The organism is Streptacidiphilus jeojiense (assembly GCF_000719095.1).
GTDB lineage: Bacteria > Actinomycetota > Actinomycetes > Streptomycetales > Streptomycetaceae > Streptacidiphilus > Streptacidiphilus jeojiensis.
The window spans coordinates 87,474-107,411 of the sequence record NZ_JOEH01000024.1; the positions used below are offsets into that span (position 1 = coordinate 87,474).

Sequence of the window (19,938 nt, forward strand, 5' to 3'; positions counted from 1 at the left end):
GTAAGCCACCTGCGGGTGCCGCCCCCGGCGGTGGGGGCCGGCTCCCCGTCCTATCCGGGTGATCCTCATCCGCTTTTCAACGTTGACACTCCGGTAACAAGGGACAGATACTGCGTCTCAGGCATCATTGTTTGGCATTGCTGCATGAAATTGTGCGCAGATTCTTCACGTCGGGGGATGTGATTCTCCGGAAGCTGCCATCGATTGCTGGCAATTATCGAAATTGCTGCATCGGCAGGTATTCCGGACCGACGCAGGAGGTTTGATGGCCGTTTCGACCCAGCTCCAGGGGCCTGTCCGGCGCCTGAGCCAGCCTCAGGCACAGGCCCGGGCGTACATGCAGGCGCGTCCGTGGGCGGCGTTGCCGTCCGGGCTTTCGGCGCTGATCAGGGCCGAGAATGTGCGGCTGGTGCCGGAGATCGTGCAGGAGATACGCCGTCAGATTCCCGAGTACGCGAGGCCGCTGGACGGCCGGTTCGGGGTGGGAATCCAGCAGGGCGCGGCGCGGGCCGTGGCGCAGTTCGCCGAGTTGGTCGCGGACGATCGTGCCTGCCCGGAGGAATCGCTCCAGGTGTACCGGGCGCTGGGACGCGGTGAGTGGCGCGAGGGGCGCAGCCTGGACGCGTTGCAGGCGGCCTACCGGCTGGGGGCCAGGCTGGCGTGGCGTCGGTACGCCCGGCTGGCGCGTCGGGCCGGGGTGCCGGCGGTGGCGATGACGGCGCTCGCGGAGGCGATCTTCGCCCACATCGACGAGATGGCCGCGGCCTCGGTCGAGGGCTACGCCGAGGCGCGCGCGGACGCGGCCGGCACGCTGCGACGGGCCCGGCGGAGGCTGGTGCAGCTGCTGGTCGGCGGCGCGGCCGAACCGGTGCTGACGGAGTGCTCGCGGGCGGCCCGGTACCCGCTGCCGGAGCGGATCGCCGCGGTGGCGCTGCGCACGGACGGGCTGCTCGGCGCGGCCGCCGGGCTGCGGACCATGCCGTCGGTGCTCGCCGACCTGGAGGGGCAGGGCCAGGAGCCCTGCCTGTTCCTCGCCGATCCCGAGCTGCCGGGCAGGGTCGAGCAGTTGGCCGCGGTCCTGGCCGACCGTACGGCGGTGCTGGGGCCGGCGGTCCCGGTCGTGCAGGCGGCGCAGTCGCTGCGCTGGGCCCGTACCGTGGCCGCGCGGCTGCCCGCGGACGCGGAACCGGGACTGGTGCACTGCGACAACCAGCTGTCGTCGGTCCTGCTGCTGGGCGACGAGGACCTGGTCAAGCTGCTGGCGGCGCGTCGGCTGGCGCCGCTGGAGGGGTTGACCGGGAAGCGCAGGGAGCGGCTGGAGGAGACGCTGCTGGCGTGGTTGGAGACGTCCAGCGGCAGCGCTCCGGAGGTCGCCGCGCGGCTGGGCCTGCACCCGCAGACGGTGCGGCAGCGGATGCGCGGCATCGACGAGCTGTTCGGGGAGGCGCTGTCGGATCCGGACGCCCGCTTCGAGATCGAGCTGGCGCTGCGCGGTCGGCGGCTGCAGGCGCGCTGACCTTCGCGGGAGCTCGCCCCCGTGTGACGGGCAGGTAGAACAGAACAGAACAGGACAGGCAGAGGGCCCGTCGTCGCTGCAGCGGCGCGGGCCCTCTTGGGTGGTGCTGTACTAGCCACCGGGCGATCGTGCGGCCCGATCTTGGATGATCAGGAGCGGGTGATCAGTGGATGGGATTCAGATCGCGGTGACGTTCTCCGCCTGCGGGCCCTTCGGACCCTGCGTGACGTCGAACTCCACGGTCTGGTTCTCCTCAAGCGAGCGGAAGCCGTTCGCGTTGATGGCGGAGTAGTGGACGAAGACGTCGGGGCCGCCGCCGTCCTGGGCGATGAAGCCGAAGCCCTTCTCGGCGTTGAACCACTTGACGGTTCCGGTCGCCATACCGTTCTCCTTGCGAGGGACGTAAAGGACGCCACACCTCGTGGCGCCCGGTCCGCTGCGCTGATCGCCCCGCTTCAGGTACTTCTGTGACAAAGCTTCTGAAAACGACAGAAGCCCGCGGTCACATGCTCCGCAGGCTCGAGTACTGCATGGGAAATCAAACTGCAACTGCGGAAAACCCTAGCACGCGGTTCCGGGCCCGGCCAGGGACGATCTCACCTCCCGGACTACTGTGCTGGGTGTGGATACATACACCGAGCGTGACGGCGACCCCGACAACTCCGAGCGTGTGGACGGACCCACCGGGAACGGCAGCGACCACCGTCGCGTGCGGCCCCGGGTCGGGCACATCCAGTTCCTGAACTGCGTCCCCATCTACTGGGGTCTGGCCCGTACCGGCAGCCTGCTCGACCTGGACCTCAGCAAGGACACCCCCGAGCGGCTCAGCGACGCCCTGGTCGCCGGCGACCTGGACATCTCCCCGATCACCTGCGTGGAATACCTGCGCAACGCCGACCAGCTGGTCGTCATGCCGGACATCGCGGTGGGCAGTGACGGCCCGGTGCTGTCCTGCGTGATCGTCAGCCAGGTGCCGCTGGACCAGCTCGACGGTCGCAAGGTCGCCCTCGGTTCGACCAGCCGCACCTCGGTGCGGCTGGCGCAGCTGCTGCTGGCCGAGCAGTACGGGGTGCAGCCCGACTACTACAGCTGCCCGCCCGACCTGGCGCTGATGATGCAGGAGGCCGACGCCGCCGTGCTGATCGGCGACGCCGCGCTGCGCGCCACCATGTTCGACGGACCGCGGCTCGGCCTCGACGTCCACGACCTGGGCGCGATGTGGAAGGACTGGACCGGGCTGCCCTTCGTCTTCGCGGTCTGGGCCGCCCGCAGGGACTTCCTGGAGCGCGAGCCGGAGCTGGTGCGCGAGGTGCGGCGCGCGTTCCTGGCCTCGCGCGACCTGTCCATGGAGGAGGTCGACAAGGTCGCCGAGCAGACCGCCCGCTGGGAGCTGTTCGACGAGGAGCTGCTGCGCCGCTACTTCGCCGAGGCGCTGGACTTCTCCTTCGGGGACCGGCAGTTGGAGGGGATGCGGGAGTTCGCCCGCCGGATCGGCGCGAGTACGGAGGACGTGATCCTGCTGGACGGCTGACAGGCCGTCGCTCCGGCGGACATGATGGCCAGTCATGGAACCGTTGGGGGCGGGAGATCCGCGACAGATCGGGGCGTACCGGCTGCTGGGGCGGCTCGGTGCGGGCGGCATGGGCCGGGTCTACCTGGGCCGGACGGCGGGGGGCCGCACCGTCGCGGTGAAGCTGGTGCGGACCGACCTGGCCGACGACACCGACTTCCGGGCCCGCTTCCGCCAGGAGGTCGCGGCGGCGCGCCGGGTCGGAGGGGTCTGGACCGCGCCGGTGCTGGACGCCGACACCGAGAGCGAACAGCCCTGGGTGGCCACCGGGTACGTCCCCGGCCCCGGACTGGACGTCGCGGTACGGGACTTCGGGGTGCTGCCGGAGGACTCGGTGCGGATGCTGGGGGTCGGGCTCGCCGACTCGCTGGCCGCGGTCCACGCCACCGGGCTGGTGCACCGCGACCTGAAGCCGTCCAACGTGCTGCTCACCCTGGACGGGCCGCGGCTGATCGACTTCGGGATCGCCCGGGCCCTGGACGCGGCGACGGCGCTGACCCGGTCCGGGTACGTGGTCGGCTCGCCCGGCTACATGTCACCGGAGCAGGGCGCGGGGGAGGCGGCGGGACCCGCGAGCGACGTCTTCGCGCTGGGCGGGGTGCTGGCCTTCGCGACGACGGGCGCCGGACCCTTCGGCGACAGCGGGACCTCGCCGGTGCTGCTGCTGTACCGGGTGCTGCACGAGGCGCCGCGGCTGGAGGGGTTCCCGGACGGGCCGCTGCGCGCCGCGGTGGAGCGTTGCCTGGCGAAGGAGCCGGGGGATCGCCCGAGCCTGGAGGAACTGCGGACGGTACTGGGCGGGGTCGGCCCGTCCGACGGCTGGCTGCCACCGCTGCTGGTCGCCTCGGTGGGGCGGCGGACGGCCGAGCTGCTGGACCTGGAGACGGTGGGGGAGGCCGTCACGCCGGTGCCCGGGGGATTCGGCCCTGCGCCGGTGATGGATGCCACACCGGTGCCGGGAACGGGGGCGGGAACGGGAGCAGGAGCAGGGACAGGAGCCGGAGTGGGGGCGGCGTCCGTCTCGGACACTCCTCCCATGGCGGCACCACCCACTCGGCAGCAGCCACCGCCGCCACCCCCGCAGTCCGGTCGCGGCCGGACGCCGGTGCTGGTCGGCGGTGTGGTGCTGCTGGTGGTGCTCGCCGCGGTGCTGGTCCCGCTGCTGCTGCGCAACAACGGCGGTACCGGGAGCACCGGAGGCTCCCTCGGGACCGGCACGGTGACGACGACGACCACCGCGTCCACCACGCCTTCCACCTCCCCTTCCAGCACGGCCTCCGTCACCACCTCGGCCTCCGCCACCGAGACCCCCACCGCCGCCGGCCCGACCCCGCCGGCCGCCCCGTCCCCAGGTCCGAGCAGCCCCAACGCCGTTCCGGCCGTCTTCCTGGGCACCTGGACCGGGACGCTGGTCACCTCCGACGGCCTGCTCAGCGAGCCCTATGCGATCGCCATCCGGCCGGGGCCGGTCGGGGCCGAGAACACCACCAGCATCACCACCGTGACCGGACTGGCCGGCCTGTCCTGCCTGGGCGGCGACCGGCTGGTGTCGTCCACCGCGTCCTCGATCACCTTCAAGGACCGGCTGCTGCCGGGCAGCAGTACGGGCAGTTGCTCGGCCGCCTCCGACACCCAGGTCTTCACCCTCAACCCCGACGGCACGCTGCACTACCAGGACAACGGCGCAGGCAGCGGGACGCCCAGCGGCGACTTGCACAAGGCGGGGTAGGGGCGCTGGCGTAGTCTGGGCGGCGACCGTATGGACGTGTCGGACCGCAGCAGTGATGAGACAAGCAGTGACGAGAGAGGACGCCGAGGTGCTCGAGACCGCCCAGCCCCAGGAGACGGATCTGCAGGCAGTCCTCGACCGCGCCGCGGCCGGGGGGCGTATCACCCCGGAGGAGGCGCTGGAGATCTACCGCCGCGCCCCCCTGCACGCCCTCGGCGCAGCCGCCGACGCCGCACGCCGCCGCCGCTACGCCGGCACCGAGCACATCGCGACGTACATCATCGAACGCAACATCAACTACACCAATGTGTGCGTCACGGCCTGCAAGTTCTGCGCCTTCTACGCCCCGCCCAAGGACGTGGAGAAGGGCTGGTCGCGGGACCTGGAGGAGATCCTGCGCCGCTGCGCGGAGACCGTCGAGCTGGGCGGTACCCAGATCATGTTCCAGGGCGGCCACCACCCCGACTACGGCGTGGAGTACTACGAGCGGGCCTTCTCCGCGATCAAGAAGGACTTCCCGCAGCTGGTGATCCACTCCCTCGGCGCCTCCGAGGTCGAGCACATGTCGCGGATCTCCGGGGTCACCGCCGAGGAGGCGATCCGCCGGATCCACGCCGCCGGGCTGGACTCCTTCGCGGGCGCCGGCGCGGAGCTGCTGCCCGAGCGCCCCCGCAAGGCCATCGCGCCGCTCAAGGAGTCGGGCGAGCGCTGGCTGGAGATCATGGAGATCGCCCACAACCTGGGCGTCGAGTCCACCTCCACCATGCTGATGGGCACCGGCGAGACCAACGCCGAGCGGATCGAGCACCTGCGCATGATCCGCGACGTGCAGGACCGCACCGGCGGCTTCCGCGCGTTCATCCCGTACACCTACCAGCCAGAGAACAACCACCTCAAGGGCCGTACCCAGGCGACGCTGTTCGAGTACCTGCGGCTGATCGCGGTGGCCCGGCTGTTCCTCGACAACATCGCCCACATCCAGGGCTCCTGGCTGACCGTCGGCAAGGAGATGGGCCAGCTGACGCTGCACTACGGGGCGGACGACCTGGGCTCGGTGATGCTGGAGGAGAACGTGGTCTCCTCGGCCGGGGCCAAGCACCGGTCCAACCGGATGGAGCTGATCAACCTGATCCGCTCGGCCGGACGCGTCCCCGCCCAGCGCGCCACCACCTACGAGCACATCGTGGTCCACGACGACCCGGCGAACGACCCGGTCAACGACCACGCCTACTCGCACATCGCCTCCACCGCGATCAGCGGCGGCACGGCGCACCCGGAGCTGAAGCTCCTCAACGCCAACTGACGCCGCGCCTTGCTCACTCTGCACGTAGGCAGTGACGACGGCACCGCCGTGGCCGTGGACGGCGAGCGCATCGCCGCCCTCGGTCCGGCGGCGGAGCTGGAGGCCGCCTATCCGCAGGCCAGGGTGCGGCGCTGGGACGGAACCGTCACGCCCGGCGCGCTGCACCAGGGTGCGCTGCCGGACGCGCCCAGCGCGCGGGAACGGGTGTACGCCCTACTTCGCGCCGGCGCGACCGCGGCCGAGCCCGCCGCCTTCGCCGACCCCGAACTGCGCGCCGCCGCCCACCGCAACGGTCTGGCCACCGACGGCCGCACCCCCACCCTGGCCGTGGGCGGCCGGGCCGACCTGGCGGTGTTCAGCGCCGCCGGTGACTGCCTGGCCACCGTCCTCGGCGGGCGACTCGTCCACCGCCGTGCCTGAGCACCGGACCGGTGGGTGAACAATGGGGACCGTGACCCGAGCCTCCCTGGACAAGCAGCCGCACGAAGTCGCCTCCATGTTCGACGACGTCGCGGCCAAGTACGACATCACCAACGACGTGCTCTCGCTGGGCCAGACCCGGCTGTGGCGCAAGGCGGTGGCCCGTGCGGTCGACGCCAGGCCCGGTGAGCGGGTGCTCGACCTCGCGGCCGGCACGGCGACCTCCTCGCTGCCCTTCGCCGAGGCCGGTGCGACGGTCGTGCCCTGCGACTTCTCGCTCGGGATGCTGCGGGAGGGCAAGCGCCGCCACCCGGAACTGCCGCTCACCGCGGGGGACGCCACCCGGCTGCCGTTCGCGGACGGCGTGTTCGACGCCGTCACCATCTCCTTCGGGCTGCGCAACGTCCAGGACACCGACGCCGCCCTGCGCGAGCTGCTGCGGGTCACCAGGCCCGGCGGCCGGGTCGTCATCTGCGAGTTCAGCCACCCGGTCTGGGCGCCGTTCCGCACCGTCTACTCGGAGTACCTGATGCGCGCGCTGCCGCCGGTGGCCACCGCCGTCAGCAGCAACCCGGACGCCTACGTCTACCTCGCCGACTCGATCCGCGCCTGGCCGGACCAGCCGGCGCTCGCCGCACTGCTGCAGCAGGCCGGCTGGTCCAAGGTGGCCTGGCGCAACCTGACCGGCGGGATCGTGGCACTGCACCGGGGGATCCGGGGCTGAGCCGAGGGCCGTCAGCCGCTGTGCGCCGAGCCCTCCGGCCAGACGCGGTGCACATAGATGCCCTGGGCCTCGGCGCGGGCGACCGCCTCGGAGATCCGGCCGTCCTGGCTGCCGTCCCAGACCGCGACGAGTTCCTCGACCAGGCCGAGCAGCGCGTCGATCGGGTCGAGCCCCGGGGCCAGCCGGTGCACTGCGCGGGCCTGGCGCAGCAGCGGCGAGGGAGCGGGGGCGCCGAGCACCTCCAGGGTGCCCCCGTGCTCCAGCACCGCGGCGGCGAACCAGCTCTCCGCGCCCGGGCCCAGCGGGCTGACGCCGACCAGGCCGTAGGTCTGATACCCGGTCACCAGCTTCCAGAGCTCGCCGCGGACCAGCATCTCGGTGATCTCCGAGAGGTCGCTGTGCCCGATGACTCCGATGTGCATGGCCTGCTCCTGCCGCCCCTGGTGCTGTGGTCGTGTGGTCGTCTGGTGGTGGATCCGGATCAGCGTAGGTGATCAGACATAGACTGCGGAGTGGCCCGACGCGGGTCCGAAGCAGCAAAGACTTCCGACGAGAGCAAGCAGGAGTCCCCGGTGTCGCAGTCGACCCAGCAGACCCAGCAGACCGCGCAGAGCGCAGCCGTCGAGGCCGAGGCCGATGTGATCGTCGTCGGAGCCGGTCCCGCGGGCTCGACCACGGCGTACCACCTGGCCCGGGCCGGCCTGGAGGTACTGCTGCTGGAGAAGGCCCAGTTCCCGCGCGAGAAGGTCTGCGGGGACGGGCTGACCCCGCGCGCGGTCAAGCAGTTGGTGGACATGGGGATCGACATCTCCGAGGAGGCCGGCTGGCTGCGCAACAAGGGTCTGCGGATCATCGGCGGCGGGGTGCGCCTGGAGCTGGACTGGCCGGAGCTGGCGAGCTTCCCCGACTACGGACTGGTCCGCAAGCGCGCCGACTTCGACGAACTGCTGGCCTCCCAGGCGGAGAAGGCCGGGGCCAAGCTGCACCAGCTGTGCAATGTCACCGGCCCGATCGTCGACCCGCGCACCGGGCGGATCACCGGGGTCACGGCGAAGCTGGGAGAAGAGAAGCGCGAGGTGGTCTTCAAGGCGCCGCTGGTGGTCGCCGCCGACGGCAACTCCACCCGGCTGTCCCTGGCCATGGGCCTGCACCGGCGCGACGACCGCCCGATGGGCGTCGCCTACCGCACCTACTTCAACTCCCCGCGCAGCGAGGACGACTACCTGGAGTCCTGGCTGGAGCTGTGGGACCGCAGGTCCGGGCAGGAGAAGCTGCTCCCCGGCTACGGCTGGATCTTCGGCATGGGCGACGGCACCAGCAACGTCGGGCTGGGGCTGCTGAACACCACCAAGTCGTTCAAGGACATCGACTACCGCGAGCTGCTCAAGGTGTGGTGCGCGGGCATGCCCGAGGAGTGGGGCTACACCCCCGAGAACATGACCGAGCCGATCCGCGGCGCGGCCCTGCCGATGGCCTTCAACCGCCAGCCGCACTACACCCGCGGCTTCCTGCTGGTCGGTGACGCGGGCGGGATGGTCAACCCGTTCAACGGCGAGGGCATCGCCTATGCGATGGAGTCCGGCCAGATCGCGGCCGGCGTCATCGTCCAGGCCCTGGCCCGGCAGACCGACCTGGGCCGGGAGCGGGCGCTGGAGGCCTACCCGACCATCCTCAAGGACATCTACGGCGGCTACTACTCGCTGGGCCGCGGCTTCGTGAAGGCCATCGGCAACCCCCTGGTGATGCGGATGGCCGCCCAGCACGGGCTGACCCACCCTGTCCTGATGAAGTTCGTCCTGAAGCTGCTGGCCAACCTCACCGACCCGCAGGGCGGCGACGCGATGGACCGGATCATCAACGGCCTGGCGAAGGTGGCCCCGAGGGCGTAGGGGGTCGGGGTGACGTCGGGGTCGGGGGAGGCGAGGCGTCTTCGCTGGTCGCGGCAGCTGTAGGTGGCTTACATGGCGCCACCGTTGCCGCCCGCCCCCGCCCGTGGCTTGTTGCTGTTGCTCGCTGCGCTCGCGGGCCAACTGCAGCGGGGGAGCCTGGTCGGGGCCGCGCGCCGTTCCCGGGTGCGCGTGGTGGGTGGGGGCGCAGAAACGATTCTGCGAGCGCGCTTCGGGCAAACCCGGGTCACTTTTGGGACACGGGGTCACTCTTGGTACGCCAGGGTCGGGGCAATTCGGGCATTACGGCATGATCAAGTGACATCTTGTCCCAAAAGTGACCCGGGTTTGCCCTCGGGCCGGGCTTTTGGGGTCACTGCCCCTCGGAAGGAACGTTTCTGCAGGCCCCGCCACCAACTCACCCGCCGCCCGGCAACGGTGGGCCGCCCGCATCCCCCTGCTCCTGTCGCCGCGAGCGGAGCGAGCAACAGCAACAAGCCACGGGCGGCGGTGGGCGGCAACGGTGGCGCCATGTAAGCCACCCGCAGTTGCCGGGTAACGCAGCGTTGTCGTCCCGCCTCCCCGCCCCGCCTCCCGGCCTGCCAGCTGAGCCCGCCGACCGCGGCGTCAACCCGTTGTCCAGTCGACCACCCCCTCGGGGTGGCGACCAATAACACGCGCTCCTGCGGCGGGCAAAAGTTGCGATGGAAGCATCTGCTCTGATAAGCGATAGACCCTCCAACCTGCAGTGATGCCCCATCAGTTGGCTCTTTGTGAACAGAAGCACACGGTGGGTGGCTGATTTTACCCGCCTGTAACCTCATGATCATTCGTCAGGTGGCGTAGATCACATTGAAGGTGCTTACCCCCGTGTCGCAGATCACACATGAACAGGCATAGGATGCAGCCGTCTTGGGGGCTTGTGAACTGCCTCACATGAGGTGATCAAGCTCCCGAGCTGTACGGACTCGCAGTCACCGACATGGACGTCGGCTCGGACTGACGCCTGGGAGGTCGTTCGGTATGAACGCATATGCGCCGATTCTGGTACTTGGCGCCCTCGCGGCTGCCTTCGCGATCGGCTCCGTGGCGATGGCCGCGCTGACCGGCCCGAAGCGGTACAACCGCGCCAAATTGGATGCCTACGAGTGCGGGATCGAGCCGACGCCGCAGCCGGTCGGCGGCGGGCGGTTCCCGATCAAGTACTACCTGACGGCGATGCTCTTCATCGTCTTCGACATCGAGATCGTCTTCCTCTACCCGTGGGCGGTCTCCTTCGACTCGCTGGGGATCTTCGGCCTGGTGGAGATGGTGCTGTTCATCGCCACGGTCTTTGTCGCGTACGCGTACGTCTGGCGGCGCGGGGGCCTGGAATGGGACTGATCGCACGGCACAGCCCGACACGGCACAGGACGAGCTGAGAGGACCACCAGATGGGTATCGAGGAGAAGCTGCCCAGCGGCTTCCTGCTCACCTCGGTCGAGCAGGCCGCCGGCTGGGTGCGGAAGAGCTCGCTCTTCCCGGCCACCTTCGGCCTCGCCTGCTGCGCCATCGAGATGATGACGACCGGGGCCGGCCGCTACGACCTGGCGCGGTTCGGCATGGAGGTCTTCCGCGGGTCGCCGCGCCAGGCCGATCTGATGATCGTGGCGGGCCGGGTCAGCCAGAAGATGGCGCCGGTGGTCCGTCAGGTCTACGACCAGATGGCCAACCCCAAGTGGGTGATCTCGATGGGGGTCTGTGCCTCCTCGGGCGGGATGTTCAACAACTACGCGATCGTCCAGGGCGTCGACCACGTCATCCCCGTGGACATCTACCTGCCCGGCTGTCCGCCGCGGCCGGAGATGCTGATGGACGCGATCCTCAAGCTGCACGAGCAGATCCGCCACGAGAAGCTCGGCGCCCAGCGCGCCAAGGCGGACGACGAGGCGGAGCAGCAGGCGCTGCAGGCGGTCCCGACGATCGAGATGAAGGGGCTGCTGCGGTGAGTGACGGCACCGAAGAGAGCGCTGCCGCAGAAGGTGCGGAGGGCGCGGAAGGCGCGGAAACCGCGGAGAGCGGCGTCCCGACGCCGCGGGCCGGGGCGACCGAGCTGGAGGTCGTCGGCGTCCGGCACGGGATGTTCGGCGGGTCGAACCCCAGCGAGCACGCCGGGGTCGGCGGCAACAGCGGCGACACCTCCGGCTACGGCCGGTTGGTCCGGCCGATCGTGCTGCCCGGCGCCTCGCCCCGCCCGTACGGGCACGGCTGGTTCGACGAGTGCGCCGACGAGCTGGAGGGCGCGCTGGAGGAGCAGGGCCTGGACGTCGGCGCGGTGATCGAGAAGACGGTCGTGGACCGCGGCGAGATCACCTTCCACGTCGAGCGGGAGTTCCTGACGCAGGTGATGAAGACCCTGCGGGACGACCCGGCGCTGCGCTTCGAGCTGTGCACCGGCGTCAGCGGGGTGCACTACCCGGGCGACCGGGGGCGCGAGCTGCACGCGGTCTACCACCTGCGCTCGATCACCCACAACCGGCTGATCCGGGTGGAGACCTCGGCGCCGGACGACGATCCGGTGATCCCCTCCACCTTCGCGGTCTACCCCACCAACGACTGGCACGAGCGGGAGACGTACGACTTCTTCGGCATCGTCTTCGAGGGCCACCCGGCGCTCACCCGGATCATGATGCCGGACGACTGGCTGGGTCACCCGCAGCGCAAGGACTATCCGCTCGGCGGCATCCCCGTCGAGTACAAGGGCGCGCAGATCCCGGCTCCCGACCAGCGGAGGTCGTACAACTGATGGAGAGTCAGACCCAACAGCAGCCGGAGGCCCCCACCAGGGAGACCACCGAGGGGCGCGTCTACACCGTCACCGGCGGGGACTGGGACGAGATCGTCACGGCGGCGGCCAAGGCCGACGACGAGCGGATCATCGTCAACATGGGCCCGCAGCACCCCTCCACCCACGGGGTGCTGCGGCTGATCCTGGAGATCGACGGCGAGACCGTCACCGAGGCCAGGTGCGGGATCGGCTACCTGCACACCGGCATCGAGAAGAACATGGAGTTCAGGAACTGGACCCAGGGCACGACCTTCGTGACCCGGATGGACTACCTGACCCCGCTGTTCAACGAGACCGCCTACTGCCTGGCGGTGGAGCGGCTGCTCGGGATCACCGAGGACATCCCGGAGCGGGCCACCGTGATCCGGGTGCTGATGATGGAGCTCAACCGGATCTCCTCGCACCTGGTCTGCCTGGCCACCGGCGGGATGGAGATCGGCTCCACCACCCTGATGATCTACGGCTTCCGCGACCGGGAGATCATCCTCGACATCTTCGAGCTGGTCACCGGGCTGCGGATGAACCACGCCTACGTCCGTCCCGGCGGTCTGGCGCAGGACCTGCCGCCCGGTGCGCTGGACCAGATCCGCGAGGGCGTGAAGACGCTGCGCGGCCGGATGCACGAGTACGACAAGCTGGCCACCAACAACCCGGTGTTCAAGGCCCGGTTGGTGGACGTCGGCTACCTGGACCTGGCCGGCTGCATGGCGCTGGGCGCCACCGGCCCGATCCTGCGCTCCACCGGGCTGCCGCACGACCTGCGCAAGTCCAACCCGTACTGCGGCTACGAGCAGTACGAGTTCGACGTGCCGACCGCCGACACCTGCGACTCCTACGGCCGCTTCCTGATCCGGCTCGCGGAGATGGAGCAGTCGCTGCGGATCGTCGAGCAGTGCCTGGACCGGCTGCGCGGCGGACCTGGCCGGGTGATGGTCGAGGACAAGAAGATCGCCTGGCCCGCGCAGTTGTCGCTGGGGCCGGACGGGATGGGCAACTCGCTGGACCACATCCGCACCATCATGGGCGAGTCCATGGAAGCCCTGATCCACCACTTCAAGCTGGTCACCGAGGGCTTCCACGTCCCGGCCGGACAGGCGTACGTGGCGGTGGAGTCGCCCAAGGGCGAGCTGGGCGTGCACGTCGTCAGCGACGGCGGGACCAGGCCCTACCGGGTGCACTTCCGCGACCCCTCCTTCACCAATCTTCAGTCGATGGCAGCGATGTGCGAGGGCGGGCAGGTCGCGGACGTCATCGTCGCCGTGGCCGGGATCGACCCCGTGATGGGAGGCGTGGACCGGTGACCACCACTGAGAACGAGGCGGGGTCCGGGCCAGGGCTGTCCGGGCCGACGCTGCTCGGGCTGCCCGAGCTGCCGGCCCCGGCCTTTCCGGCCGAGGTGCGGGCCCGGCTGGATCCGGACGCGGCCGAGCTGATCGCCCGCTACCCGGACAGCCGCTCCGCGCTGCTGCCGCTGCTGCACCTGGTGCAGTCCGCCGAGGGCTTCGTCAGCCGTACCGGGATCCGGTACTGCGCCGAGCAGTTGGGGCTGACCACGGCCGAGGTCACCGCGGTGGCGACCTTCTACACCATGTACCGGCGGCGTCCGGCCGGCGAGTACCACGTGGGCGTGTGCACCAACACCCTGTGCGCGGTCCTCGGCGGCGACGAGATCTTCGCCGAACTGCAGCAGCACCTGGGCATCGGCAACAACGAGACCACCGGCGACGGCGCGGTCTCGCTGGAGCACATCGAGTGCAACGCCGCCTGCGACTACGCCCCGGTGGTGATGGTGAACTGGGAGTTCTTTGACAACCAGACGCCGGAGAGCGCCAAGGACCTGGTCGACCAGCTGCGCTCCGGCGACGGCGCGCAGGTGCGGCCGACCCGGGGCGCACGGCTGTGCAGCTTCAAGGAGACCTCCCGGATCCTGGCCGGCTTCCCGGACGCCCGCGAGGGCGCGGTGGACGAGTCCGGCGCCGGCGGCGCCCCGACGCTGGCCGGCCTGCGGCTGGCCCGCGGCGAGACCCTGCCCGGCACCGCCGCCGCCAGGCGGGTCGTCGCCCCGCGGCACGAGGACCCCCCGCAGGACGCCGCCGCCGCTGCGGACACCGTTGCGGACGCCGCCCCCGGCGACAACGAAGGAGTCGAAGAGTGACCGCCGAGCACCCGGAGAAGCTGCTCTCCCCGGTCCTGTCCGACAGCTGGGACGACGACCGCCCCTGGACCCTGGACACCTACCGGCGCCATGACGGCTACAAGGGCCTGCACGAGGCCCTGCGGATGGACCCCGACGCGGTGATCGCGCTGGTCAAGGACGCCGGACTGCGAGGGAGGGGCGGCGCCGGGTTCCCGACCGGGATGAAGTGGCAGTTCATCCCGCAGGGCGACGGCAAACCGCACTACCTGGTGGTCAACGCGGACGAGTCCGAGCCGGGCACCTGCAAGGACATCCCGCTGCTGTTCGCCAACCCGCACTCGCTGATCGAAGGCATGATCATCGCGAGCTACGCGATCCGCTGCAGCCACGCCTTCATCTACCTGCGCGGCGAGACCGTCCCGGTGCTGCGGCGGCTGCACGCCGCGGTCGCCGAGGCCTACGCGGCCGGATACCTGGGCAAGGACGTCCTGGGCTCCGGCTTCGACCTCGACATCACCGTGCACGCCGGGGCCGGCGCCTACATCTGCGGCGAGGAGACGGCGCTGCTGGACTCGCTGGAGGGCCGGCGCGGCCAGCCGCGGCTGCGGCCGCCGTTCCCGGCCATCGCCGGGCTCTACGCCTGCCCGACCGTGGTCAACAACGTCGAGTCGATCGCCTCGGTGCCCAGCATCCTGCACCGGGGCAAGGAGTGGTTCCGCTCGATGGGGAGTGAGAAGTCGCCCGGCTTCACGCTCTACTCCCTCTCCGGGCATGTCACCAACCCGGGCCAGTACGAGGCCCCGCTCGGCATCACGCTCCGTCAACTCCTGGAGATCACCGGGGGAGTGAGGGAGGGTCACCGGCTGAAGTTCTGGACCCCGGGCGGCTCCTCCACCCCGATGTTCACCGAGGAGCACCTCGACGTCGCCCTGGACTACGAGGGCGTCGGCGCGGCCGGCTCGATGCTCGGCACCAAGGCGCTGCAGATCTTCGACGAGACCACCTGCGTGGTCCGCGCGGTCACCCGCTGGACCGAGTTCTACGCCCACGAGTCCTGCGGCAAGTGCACCCCCTGCCGCGAGGGCACCTACTGGCTGGTCCAGCTGCTGCGCCGGATCGAGGCGGGCAAGGGCGTCGAGGGCGACCTGGAGAAGCTGAACGACATCGCCGACAACATCAACGGCAAGTCCTTCTGCGCCCTCGGCGACGGCGCCGCCAGCCCGATCTTCTCCTCGCTGCAGTACTTCCGCGAGGAGTACGAGCAGCACCTGCGCGAGGGCCGCTGCCCGTTCGACCCGGCCGCCTCCACGGTCTGGGCCGACGACGCCCGCGGCCGGCGCGGCTACGTACCCACCCATCAGTCCGCCCAGGAGAAGGGGGTGCTCGCATGACGACAGTGGCCAACACCCCTGCGACTCCGGCGGCTCCACCACCCGAGGAGCTTCTGGCCGTCACCATCGACGGCGTCCAGGTGCACGTGCCCAAGGGCACCCTCATCATCCGCGCCGCCGAGATGATCGGCGTGCAGGTCCCGCGCTTCTGCGACCACCCGCTGCTGGACCCGGTCGGGGCCTGCCGGCAGTGCATCGTCGAGGTCGAGGGCCAGCGCAAGCCGGTCGCCTCCTGCACCATGACGGTGACCGACGGCATGGTCGTCAACACCCAGGTGACCTCGCCGGTCGCGGAGAAGGCGCAGCACGGCGTGATGGAGCTGCTGCTGATCAACCACCCGCTGGACTGCCCGGTCTGCGACAAGGGCGGCGAGTGCCCGCTGCAGAACCAGGCGCTGTCGCACGGCCAGTCCGACAGCCGCTTCGAGGGCGTCAAGCGGACCTACGAGAAGCCGATGCCGATCAGCACCCAGGTGCTGCTGGACCGCGAGCGCTGCGTGCTGTGCGCCCGCTGCACCCGGTTCAGCGAGCAGATCGCCGGCGACCCCTTCATCGACCTGCTGGAACGCGGGGCCAATGAGCAGGTCGGGATCGGGGAGGGCGACGACTTCCGCTCCTACTTCTCCGGCAACACCATCCAGATCTGCCCGGTGGGCGCGCTGACCTCGGCCGCCTACCGGTTCCGCTCCCGCCCGTTCGACCTGGTCTCCTCGCCCAGCGTGTGCGAGCACTGCTCGTCCGGCTGCGCGATCCGCACCGACCACCGGCGCGGCAAGGTGATGCGCCGGCTGGCCGGGGACGACCCGGCGGTGAACGAGGAGTGGTCCTGCGACAAGGGCCGCTTCGGCTTCCGCTACGGCCAGTCGCGCGAGCGGCTGACCACTCCGCTGGTGCGCGGGGCCGACGGCGAGCTGGCCCCGGCCAGCTGGCCGGAGGCGCTGCGGGCGGCCGCGGCCGGGCTGGTGCGGGGCCGTACCGGGGTGCTGGTCGGCGGCCGGTCCACCGTCGAGGACGCCTACGCCTACGCCAAGTTCGCCAGGGCGGTGCTGGGCACCAACGACGTCGACTTCCGGTCCCGGATCCACAGCGCCGAGGAGGCCGACTTCCTGGCCGCCGCGGTGGCCGGCCGCGGCATCGACGCGGACGGGCGCGGGGTGACCTACCAGCAGCTGGAGGCCGCTCCGGCGGCGCTGCTGGTCGGCTTCGAGCCGGAGGAGGAGTCCCCGATCGTCTTCCTGCGGCTGCGCAAGGCCGCCAGGACCAAGGGGCTCAAGGTCTTCACGGTGGCCGCCTACGCCACCCGCGGGCTCTCCAAGCTGGGCGGGGCGCTGCTGCCGGCCGCGCCCGGCACCGAGGCCGAGTGGCTGGAGGCGCTGGCCGAGGGCGACCCGCTGGACGGCGACGCCGGCCGCGCCGCCGAGCTGCTGCGGCAGCCCGGCGCGGTGGTGCTGGTCGGCGAGCGGCTGGCCGGGACGCCGGGCGCGCTGAGCGCGGCGATCCGGCTGGCCCGGGCCTCGGGCGCACGGCTGGCCTGGATCCCGCGCCGTGCGGGGGAGCGGGGCGCGGTCGAGGCCGGAGCGCTGCCGGGCCTGCTGCCCGGCGGACGTCCCGGTACCGACCCCGACGCCCGCCGGCAGCTGGCCGCGGCCTGGGGCCTGGACGGTCTGCCCGAGCGCTTCGGCCGCGACACCGCCGGCATCCTCACCGCCGCCGCCAACGGTGACCTGGACGCCCTGGTCGTCGGCGGGGTCGAGACCGCGGACCTGCCCGACCCGGCCGCCGCCGAGGCGGCCCTGGCCAGGGCGGGCTTCGTGGTCAGCCTGGAGCTGCGGCCCTCCGCCGTCACCGACCGCGCCGACGTGGTGTTCCCGGTCGCGGCGGTGGCCGAGAAGGCCGGTGCCTTCATGGACTGGGAGGGCCGGATCAGGTTCTTCGAACCGGCCCTGAAGGCCGATCAGATGACCACCCGTCATCTGGGCTCGGACCTGCGGGTGCTGCACATGATCGCCGACGCCATGGGCGACAGCCTGCGGCTCCCGGACATCACCGCGGCCCGCCGCGAACTGGACGGGCTCGGCGCCTGGCACGGCGACCGGGTCGACGCACCGACCGAGCAGGCCCGTCCGCTGCCCCGTCCCAGCGCCGGCGAGGCCGTGCTCGGCGGCTGGCGGCTGCTGCTGGACAACGGTGTGCTCCAGGAGGGCGACACCGCCCTCGCCGGAACCCGGCACCCGGCCGTCGCCCGGCTCTCGCCCGCCACCGCGGCCGAGGTCGGCATCGCCGACGGTGCCCCGCTCAGCGTCACCGGACCGGCCGGCAGCCTCACGCTGCCGCTGCTGATCACCCCGGAACTCCCGGACCGGGTGGTCTGGATCCCGCTCAACTCCACCCCCGGTGGCTCCTTCCGGACCCTCGGAGCGACCCCCGGCCGGGTGGTCGGGCTCGCGCAGGCCCCTGCCGTCACGGAGGCGAACCGATGAGCACGCCCGCACTCCAACTCGCGGCCGATCACCTCACCGTCAGTCAGCTGGCCGCCGAGGACCTCACCGTCTTCGGGGTCGACCCCTGGTGGCTGGTGGTCATCAAGGCCGTCTTCTGCTTCGCCTTCCTGGTCGTCACCGTGCTCATCGCCATCGTGTGGGAGCGCAAGGTCGTCGCCTGGATGCAGCTGCGGATCGGCCCCAACCGGCACGGTCCCTGGGGCATGCTGCAGAGCCTCGCCGACGGGGTGAAGCTGGCCCTCAAGGAGGACCTGGTCGTCACCGCCTCGGACAAGGTGGTGTTCATCCTGGCCCCGGTGATCTCCGCGATCCCGGCCTTCCTGGCCGTGGCGGTGATCCCGTTCGGCCCGGCCGACCACGAGATCAGCATCTTCGGCACCAGGACCACGATGCAGCTCACCGACCTCCCGGTGGCGATGCTATACATCCTGGCCGCCGCCTCCGTCGGCATCTACGGCATCGTGCTGGCCGGCTGGGCCTCCGGCTCGACCTACCCGCTGCTCGGCGGGGTGCGCTCGGCGGCGCAGATGGTGTCCTACGAGATCGCGATGGGCCTGTCCTTCGCGGCGGTGTTCATCTACTCGGGCTCGATGTCCACCTCGGCCATCGTGGACGCGCAGACCCACACCTGGTTCGTCTGCCTGCTGCCGGTGAGCTTCGTCATCTACGTCATCTCGATGGTCGGCGAGACCAACCGGGCCCCCTTCGACCTCCCCGAGGCCGAGGGCGAGCTGGTGGGCGGCTTCAACACCGAGTACTCCTCGCTGAAGTTCGCGATGTTCATGCTGGCCGAGTACATCAACATGGTCACCGTCTCCGCGGTCGCCTCCATCCTCTTCCTGGGCGGCTGGCGGGCCCCCTGGCCGATCAGCGCCTTCTGGGCCGGGGCCAACCACGGCTGGTGGCCGCTGCTGTGGATGATCGTCAAGATCCAGCTGCTGCTGTTCTTCTTCATCTGGCTCCGCGGCACCCTGCCCCGGCTGCGCTACGACCAGTTCATGAAGCTGGGGTGGAAGGTCCTCATCCCGGTGTCGCTGGTGTGGCTGGTCATGGTCGCCACCTTCCGCGCGCTGCGGAACAAGGGCTACAGCTTCGGCACCGACGTGCTGTACGTGGGCGGGGCCGTGGTGGTCCTGCTGCTGCTCTCCATCGTCTGGGACATGCTCCGCAAGCGGGAGGAGCCTGCGGCGGCAGCAGCGGAGCAGCCCGCGTTCGACCCCATGGCCGGCGGCTTCCCGGTACCGCCGCTGCCGGGTCAGCAGCTTCCCCCCGTACCGCGCCGCAGGTCGCGGACGCCCGAATCCGTTGCAGCGGTGTCTGCAGCAGCACTGAAGGGAGCGGACGAGGATGCCTGACAACATCTTGGGCCCCGCAGCCGGCTTCGGCGTGACCTTCTCGGCCATGTTCAAGAAGCGGCTCACCGAGCAGTACCCGGAGTACAAGAAGCCCACCGCGCCGCGCTTCCACGGTCGGCACCAGCTCAACCGGCACCCGGACGGGCTGGAGAAGTGCGTCGGCTGCGAGCTGTGCGCCTGGGCCTGCCCGGCCGACGCGATCTACGTCGAGGGCGCCGACAACACCGAGGAGGAGCGCTACTCCCCGGGCGAGCGCTACGGGCGGGTCTACCAGATCAACTACGCCCGCTGCATCCTCTGCGGACTCTGCATCGAGGCCTGCCCGACCCGGGCGCTGACCATGACCAACGAGTACGAGCTGGCGGACAGCAGCCGGGAGTCGCTGATCTTCACCAAGGAGCAGCTGCTGGCCGGCCTCACCGAGGGCATGGTCGACTCGCCGCACTCGATCTTCCCGGGCACCGACGAGGGCGACTACTACCGCGGGCTGGTCACCGAGGCCGCCCCGGGGACGGTCCGTCAGGTCGCCGTCAGCAAGGGCGAGAAGCCCACGGAGGAAGGTGCGTCGGCGTGATCGAG

The 19,938-nt window shown here is 70.9% G+C and carries 18 protein-coding genes; 16 read left to right on the forward strand and 2 right to left on the reverse strand.

What is annotated here, in order from left to right:
• The first annotated feature begins 265 nt into the window (after positions 1-265).
• A complete protein-coding gene (locus IF29_RS0129390; protein ID WP_232242646.1) occupies positions 266-1,516 on the forward strand; it encodes a PucR-like N-terminal domain-containing protein in 1,251 nt (416 codons plus the stop codon).
• Between the two features lie 177 nt (positions 1,517-1,693).
• Here the strand turns inward: IF29_RS0129390 and IF29_RS0129395 are convergent, their stop codons facing one another.
• On the reverse strand, positions 1,694-1,897 hold the full coding sequence (locus tag IF29_RS0129395; RefSeq protein ID WP_030261200.1) for a cold-shock protein: 204 nt from the start codon (positions 1,895-1,897) through the stop codon (positions 1,694-1,696).
• A 289-nt stretch (positions 1,898-2,186) separates the two neighbouring features.
• On the opposite strand from IF29_RS0129395, the gene IF29_RS0129400 reads away from it, so the two are divergent.
• The 5 genes from IF29_RS0129400 (at position 2,187) to IF29_RS0129420 (ending at position 7,262) form a co-directional block, all read left to right on the forward strand.
• Positions 2,187-3,047 carry a menaquinone biosynthetic enzyme MqnA/MqnD family protein gene (locus IF29_RS0129400; RefSeq protein WP_030261202.1) on the forward strand — a complete coding sequence of 287 codons (861 nt, stop codon included), beginning with the start codon at positions 2,187-2,189 and terminating at the stop codon, positions 3,045-3,047.
• Between the two features lie 34 nt (positions 3,048-3,081).
• Positions 3,082-4,815, forward strand: a complete 1,734-nt coding sequence (locus IF29_RS0129405) for a serine/threonine-protein kinase (protein WP_030261204.1) — start codon at positions 3,082-3,084, stop codon at positions 4,813-4,815.
• Positions 4,816-4,882: 67 nt separating this feature from the next.
• Positions 4,883-6,118, forward strand: a complete 1,236-nt coding sequence (gene mqnC, locus IF29_RS0129410) for a cyclic dehypoxanthinyl futalosine synthase (protein ID WP_232242647.1) — start codon at positions 4,883-4,885, stop codon at positions 6,116-6,118.
• Positions 6,119-6,127: 9 nt separating this feature from the next.
• Complete coding sequence (locus IF29_RS0129415) at positions 6,128-6,538, forward strand: imidazolonepropionase-like domain-containing protein (RefSeq protein WP_030261209.1); 411 nt, start codon at positions 6,128-6,130, stop codon at positions 6,536-6,538.
• A 31-nt stretch (positions 6,539-6,569) separates the two neighbouring features.
• Positions 6,570-7,262 carry a demethylmenaquinone methyltransferase gene (locus IF29_RS0129420; protein ID WP_030261211.1) on the forward strand — a complete coding sequence of 231 codons (693 nt, stop codon included), beginning with the start codon at positions 6,570-6,572 and terminating at the stop codon, positions 7,260-7,262.
• Between the two features lie 11 nt (positions 7,263-7,273).
• Here the strand turns inward: IF29_RS0129420 and IF29_RS0129425 are convergent, their stop codons facing one another.
• Complete coding sequence (locus IF29_RS0129425; protein WP_030261213.1) at positions 7,274-7,684, reverse strand: hypothetical protein; 411 nt, start codon at positions 7,682-7,684, stop codon at positions 7,274-7,276.
• A 150-nt stretch (positions 7,685-7,834) separates the two neighbouring features.
• On the opposite strand from IF29_RS0129425, the gene IF29_RS0129430 reads away from it, so the two are divergent.
• The 10 genes from IF29_RS0129430 to nuoI all read left to right on the forward strand — a co-directional run bounded on the left by IF29_RS0129430 (position 7,835) and on the right by nuoI (position 19,933).
• Positions 7,835-9,151, forward strand: coding sequence for a geranylgeranyl reductase family protein (locus IF29_RS0129430; RefSeq protein ID WP_051726181.1), 1,317 nt, complete (start codon positions 7,835-7,837; stop codon positions 9,149-9,151).
• A gap of 1,020 nt (positions 9,152-10,171) precedes the next feature.
• The gene (locus IF29_RS0129435) at positions 10,172-10,531 is read left to right on the forward strand and encodes an NADH-quinone oxidoreductase subunit A (RefSeq protein WP_030261217.1); all 360 of its coding nucleotides are present in this window, start codon (positions 10,172-10,174) and stop codon (positions 10,529-10,531) included.
• Between the two features lie 50 nt (positions 10,532-10,581).
• The gene (locus IF29_RS0129440; RefSeq protein WP_030261219.1) at positions 10,582-11,136 is read left to right on the forward strand and encodes a NuoB/complex I 20 kDa subunit family protein; all 555 of its coding nucleotides are present in this window, start codon (positions 10,582-10,584) and stop codon (positions 11,134-11,136) included.
• On the forward strand, positions 11,133-11,933 hold the full coding sequence (locus IF29_RS0129445) for an NADH-quinone oxidoreductase subunit C (protein ID WP_030261221.1): 801 nt from the start codon (positions 11,133-11,135) through the stop codon (positions 11,931-11,933). The genes IF29_RS0129440 and IF29_RS0129445 overlap by 4 nt, the downstream gene beginning before the upstream one ends.
• Positions 11,933-13,276 (forward strand): NADH-quinone oxidoreductase subunit D, encoded by a 1,344-nt coding sequence (locus IF29_RS0129450; protein WP_030261223.1) that lies wholly within the window; start codon positions 11,933-11,935, stop codon positions 13,274-13,276. The genes IF29_RS0129445 and IF29_RS0129450 overlap by 1 nt, the downstream gene beginning before the upstream one ends.
• A complete protein-coding gene (nuoE, locus tag IF29_RS0129455) occupies positions 13,273-14,130 on the forward strand; it encodes an NADH-quinone oxidoreductase subunit NuoE (protein WP_232242649.1) in 858 nt (285 codons plus the stop codon). The genes IF29_RS0129450 and nuoE overlap by 4 nt, the downstream gene beginning before the upstream one ends.
• Entirely contained in the window at positions 14,127-15,503 is a 1,377-nt protein-coding gene (nuoF, locus tag IF29_RS0129460) for an NADH-quinone oxidoreductase subunit NuoF (protein ID WP_030261226.1), read from the forward strand. The genes nuoE and nuoF overlap by 4 nt, the downstream gene beginning before the upstream one ends.
• Positions 15,500-17,983, forward strand: coding sequence for an NADH-quinone oxidoreductase subunit G (locus IF29_RS0129465; protein ID WP_030261229.1), 2,484 nt, complete (start codon positions 15,500-15,502; stop codon positions 17,981-17,983). The genes nuoF and IF29_RS0129465 overlap by 4 nt, the downstream gene beginning before the upstream one ends.
• Positions 17,980-19,359, forward strand: a complete 1,380-nt coding sequence (gene nuoH, locus IF29_RS0129470; RefSeq protein ID WP_051726182.1) for an NADH-quinone oxidoreductase subunit NuoH — start codon at positions 17,980-17,982, stop codon at positions 19,357-19,359. Before IF29_RS0129465 ends, nuoH begins: the two co-directional genes overlap by 4 nt.
• Positions 19,352-19,933, forward strand: a complete 582-nt coding sequence (gene nuoI / locus IF29_RS0129475; protein WP_030261234.1) for an NADH-quinone oxidoreductase subunit NuoI — start codon at positions 19,352-19,354, stop codon at positions 19,931-19,933. The genes nuoH and nuoI overlap by 8 nt, the downstream gene beginning before the upstream one ends.
• Positions 19,934-19,938 lie beyond the last annotated feature (5 nt).

Excerpts from the sequence above, each read along its gene's own strand:
- IF29_RS0129390 (WP_232242646.1), top strand. The coding sequence starts at position 266 with ATGGCCGTTTCGACCCAGCTCCAGGGGCCTGTCCGGCGCCTGAGCCAG.
- IF29_RS0129395 (WP_030261200.1), bottom strand. The coding sequence starts at position 1,897 with ATGGCGACCGGAACCGTCAAGTGGTTCAACGCCGAGAAGGGCTTCGGC.
- IF29_RS0129405 (WP_030261204.1), top strand. The coding sequence starts at position 3,082 with ATGGAACCGTTGGGGGCGGGAGATCCGCGACAGATCGGGGCGTACCGG.
- IF29_RS0129425 (WP_030261213.1), bottom strand. The coding sequence starts at position 7,684 with ATGCACATCGGAGTCATCGGGCACAGCGACCTCTCGGAGATCACCGAG.
- IF29_RS0129435 (WP_030261217.1), top strand. The coding sequence starts at position 10,172 with ATGAACGCATATGCGCCGATTCTGGTACTTGGCGCCCTCGCGGCTGCC.
- IF29_RS0129440 (WP_030261219.1), top strand. The coding sequence starts at position 10,582 with ATGGGTATCGAGGAGAAGCTGCCCAGCGGCTTCCTGCTCACCTCGGTC.
- IF29_RS0129450 (WP_030261223.1), top strand. The coding sequence starts at position 11,933 with ATGGAGAGTCAGACCCAACAGCAGCCGGAGGCCCCCACCAGGGAGACC.
- IF29_RS0129465 (WP_030261229.1), top strand. The coding sequence starts at position 15,500 with ATGACGACAGTGGCCAACACCCCTGCGACTCCGGCGGCTCCACCACCC.
- nuoH (WP_051726182.1), top strand. The coding sequence starts at position 17,980 with ATGAGCACGCCCGCACTCCAACTCGCGGCCGATCACCTCACCGTCAGT.
- nuoI (WP_030261234.1), top strand. The coding sequence starts at position 19,352 with ATGCCTGACAACATCTTGGGCCCCGCAGCCGGCTTCGGCGTGACCTTC.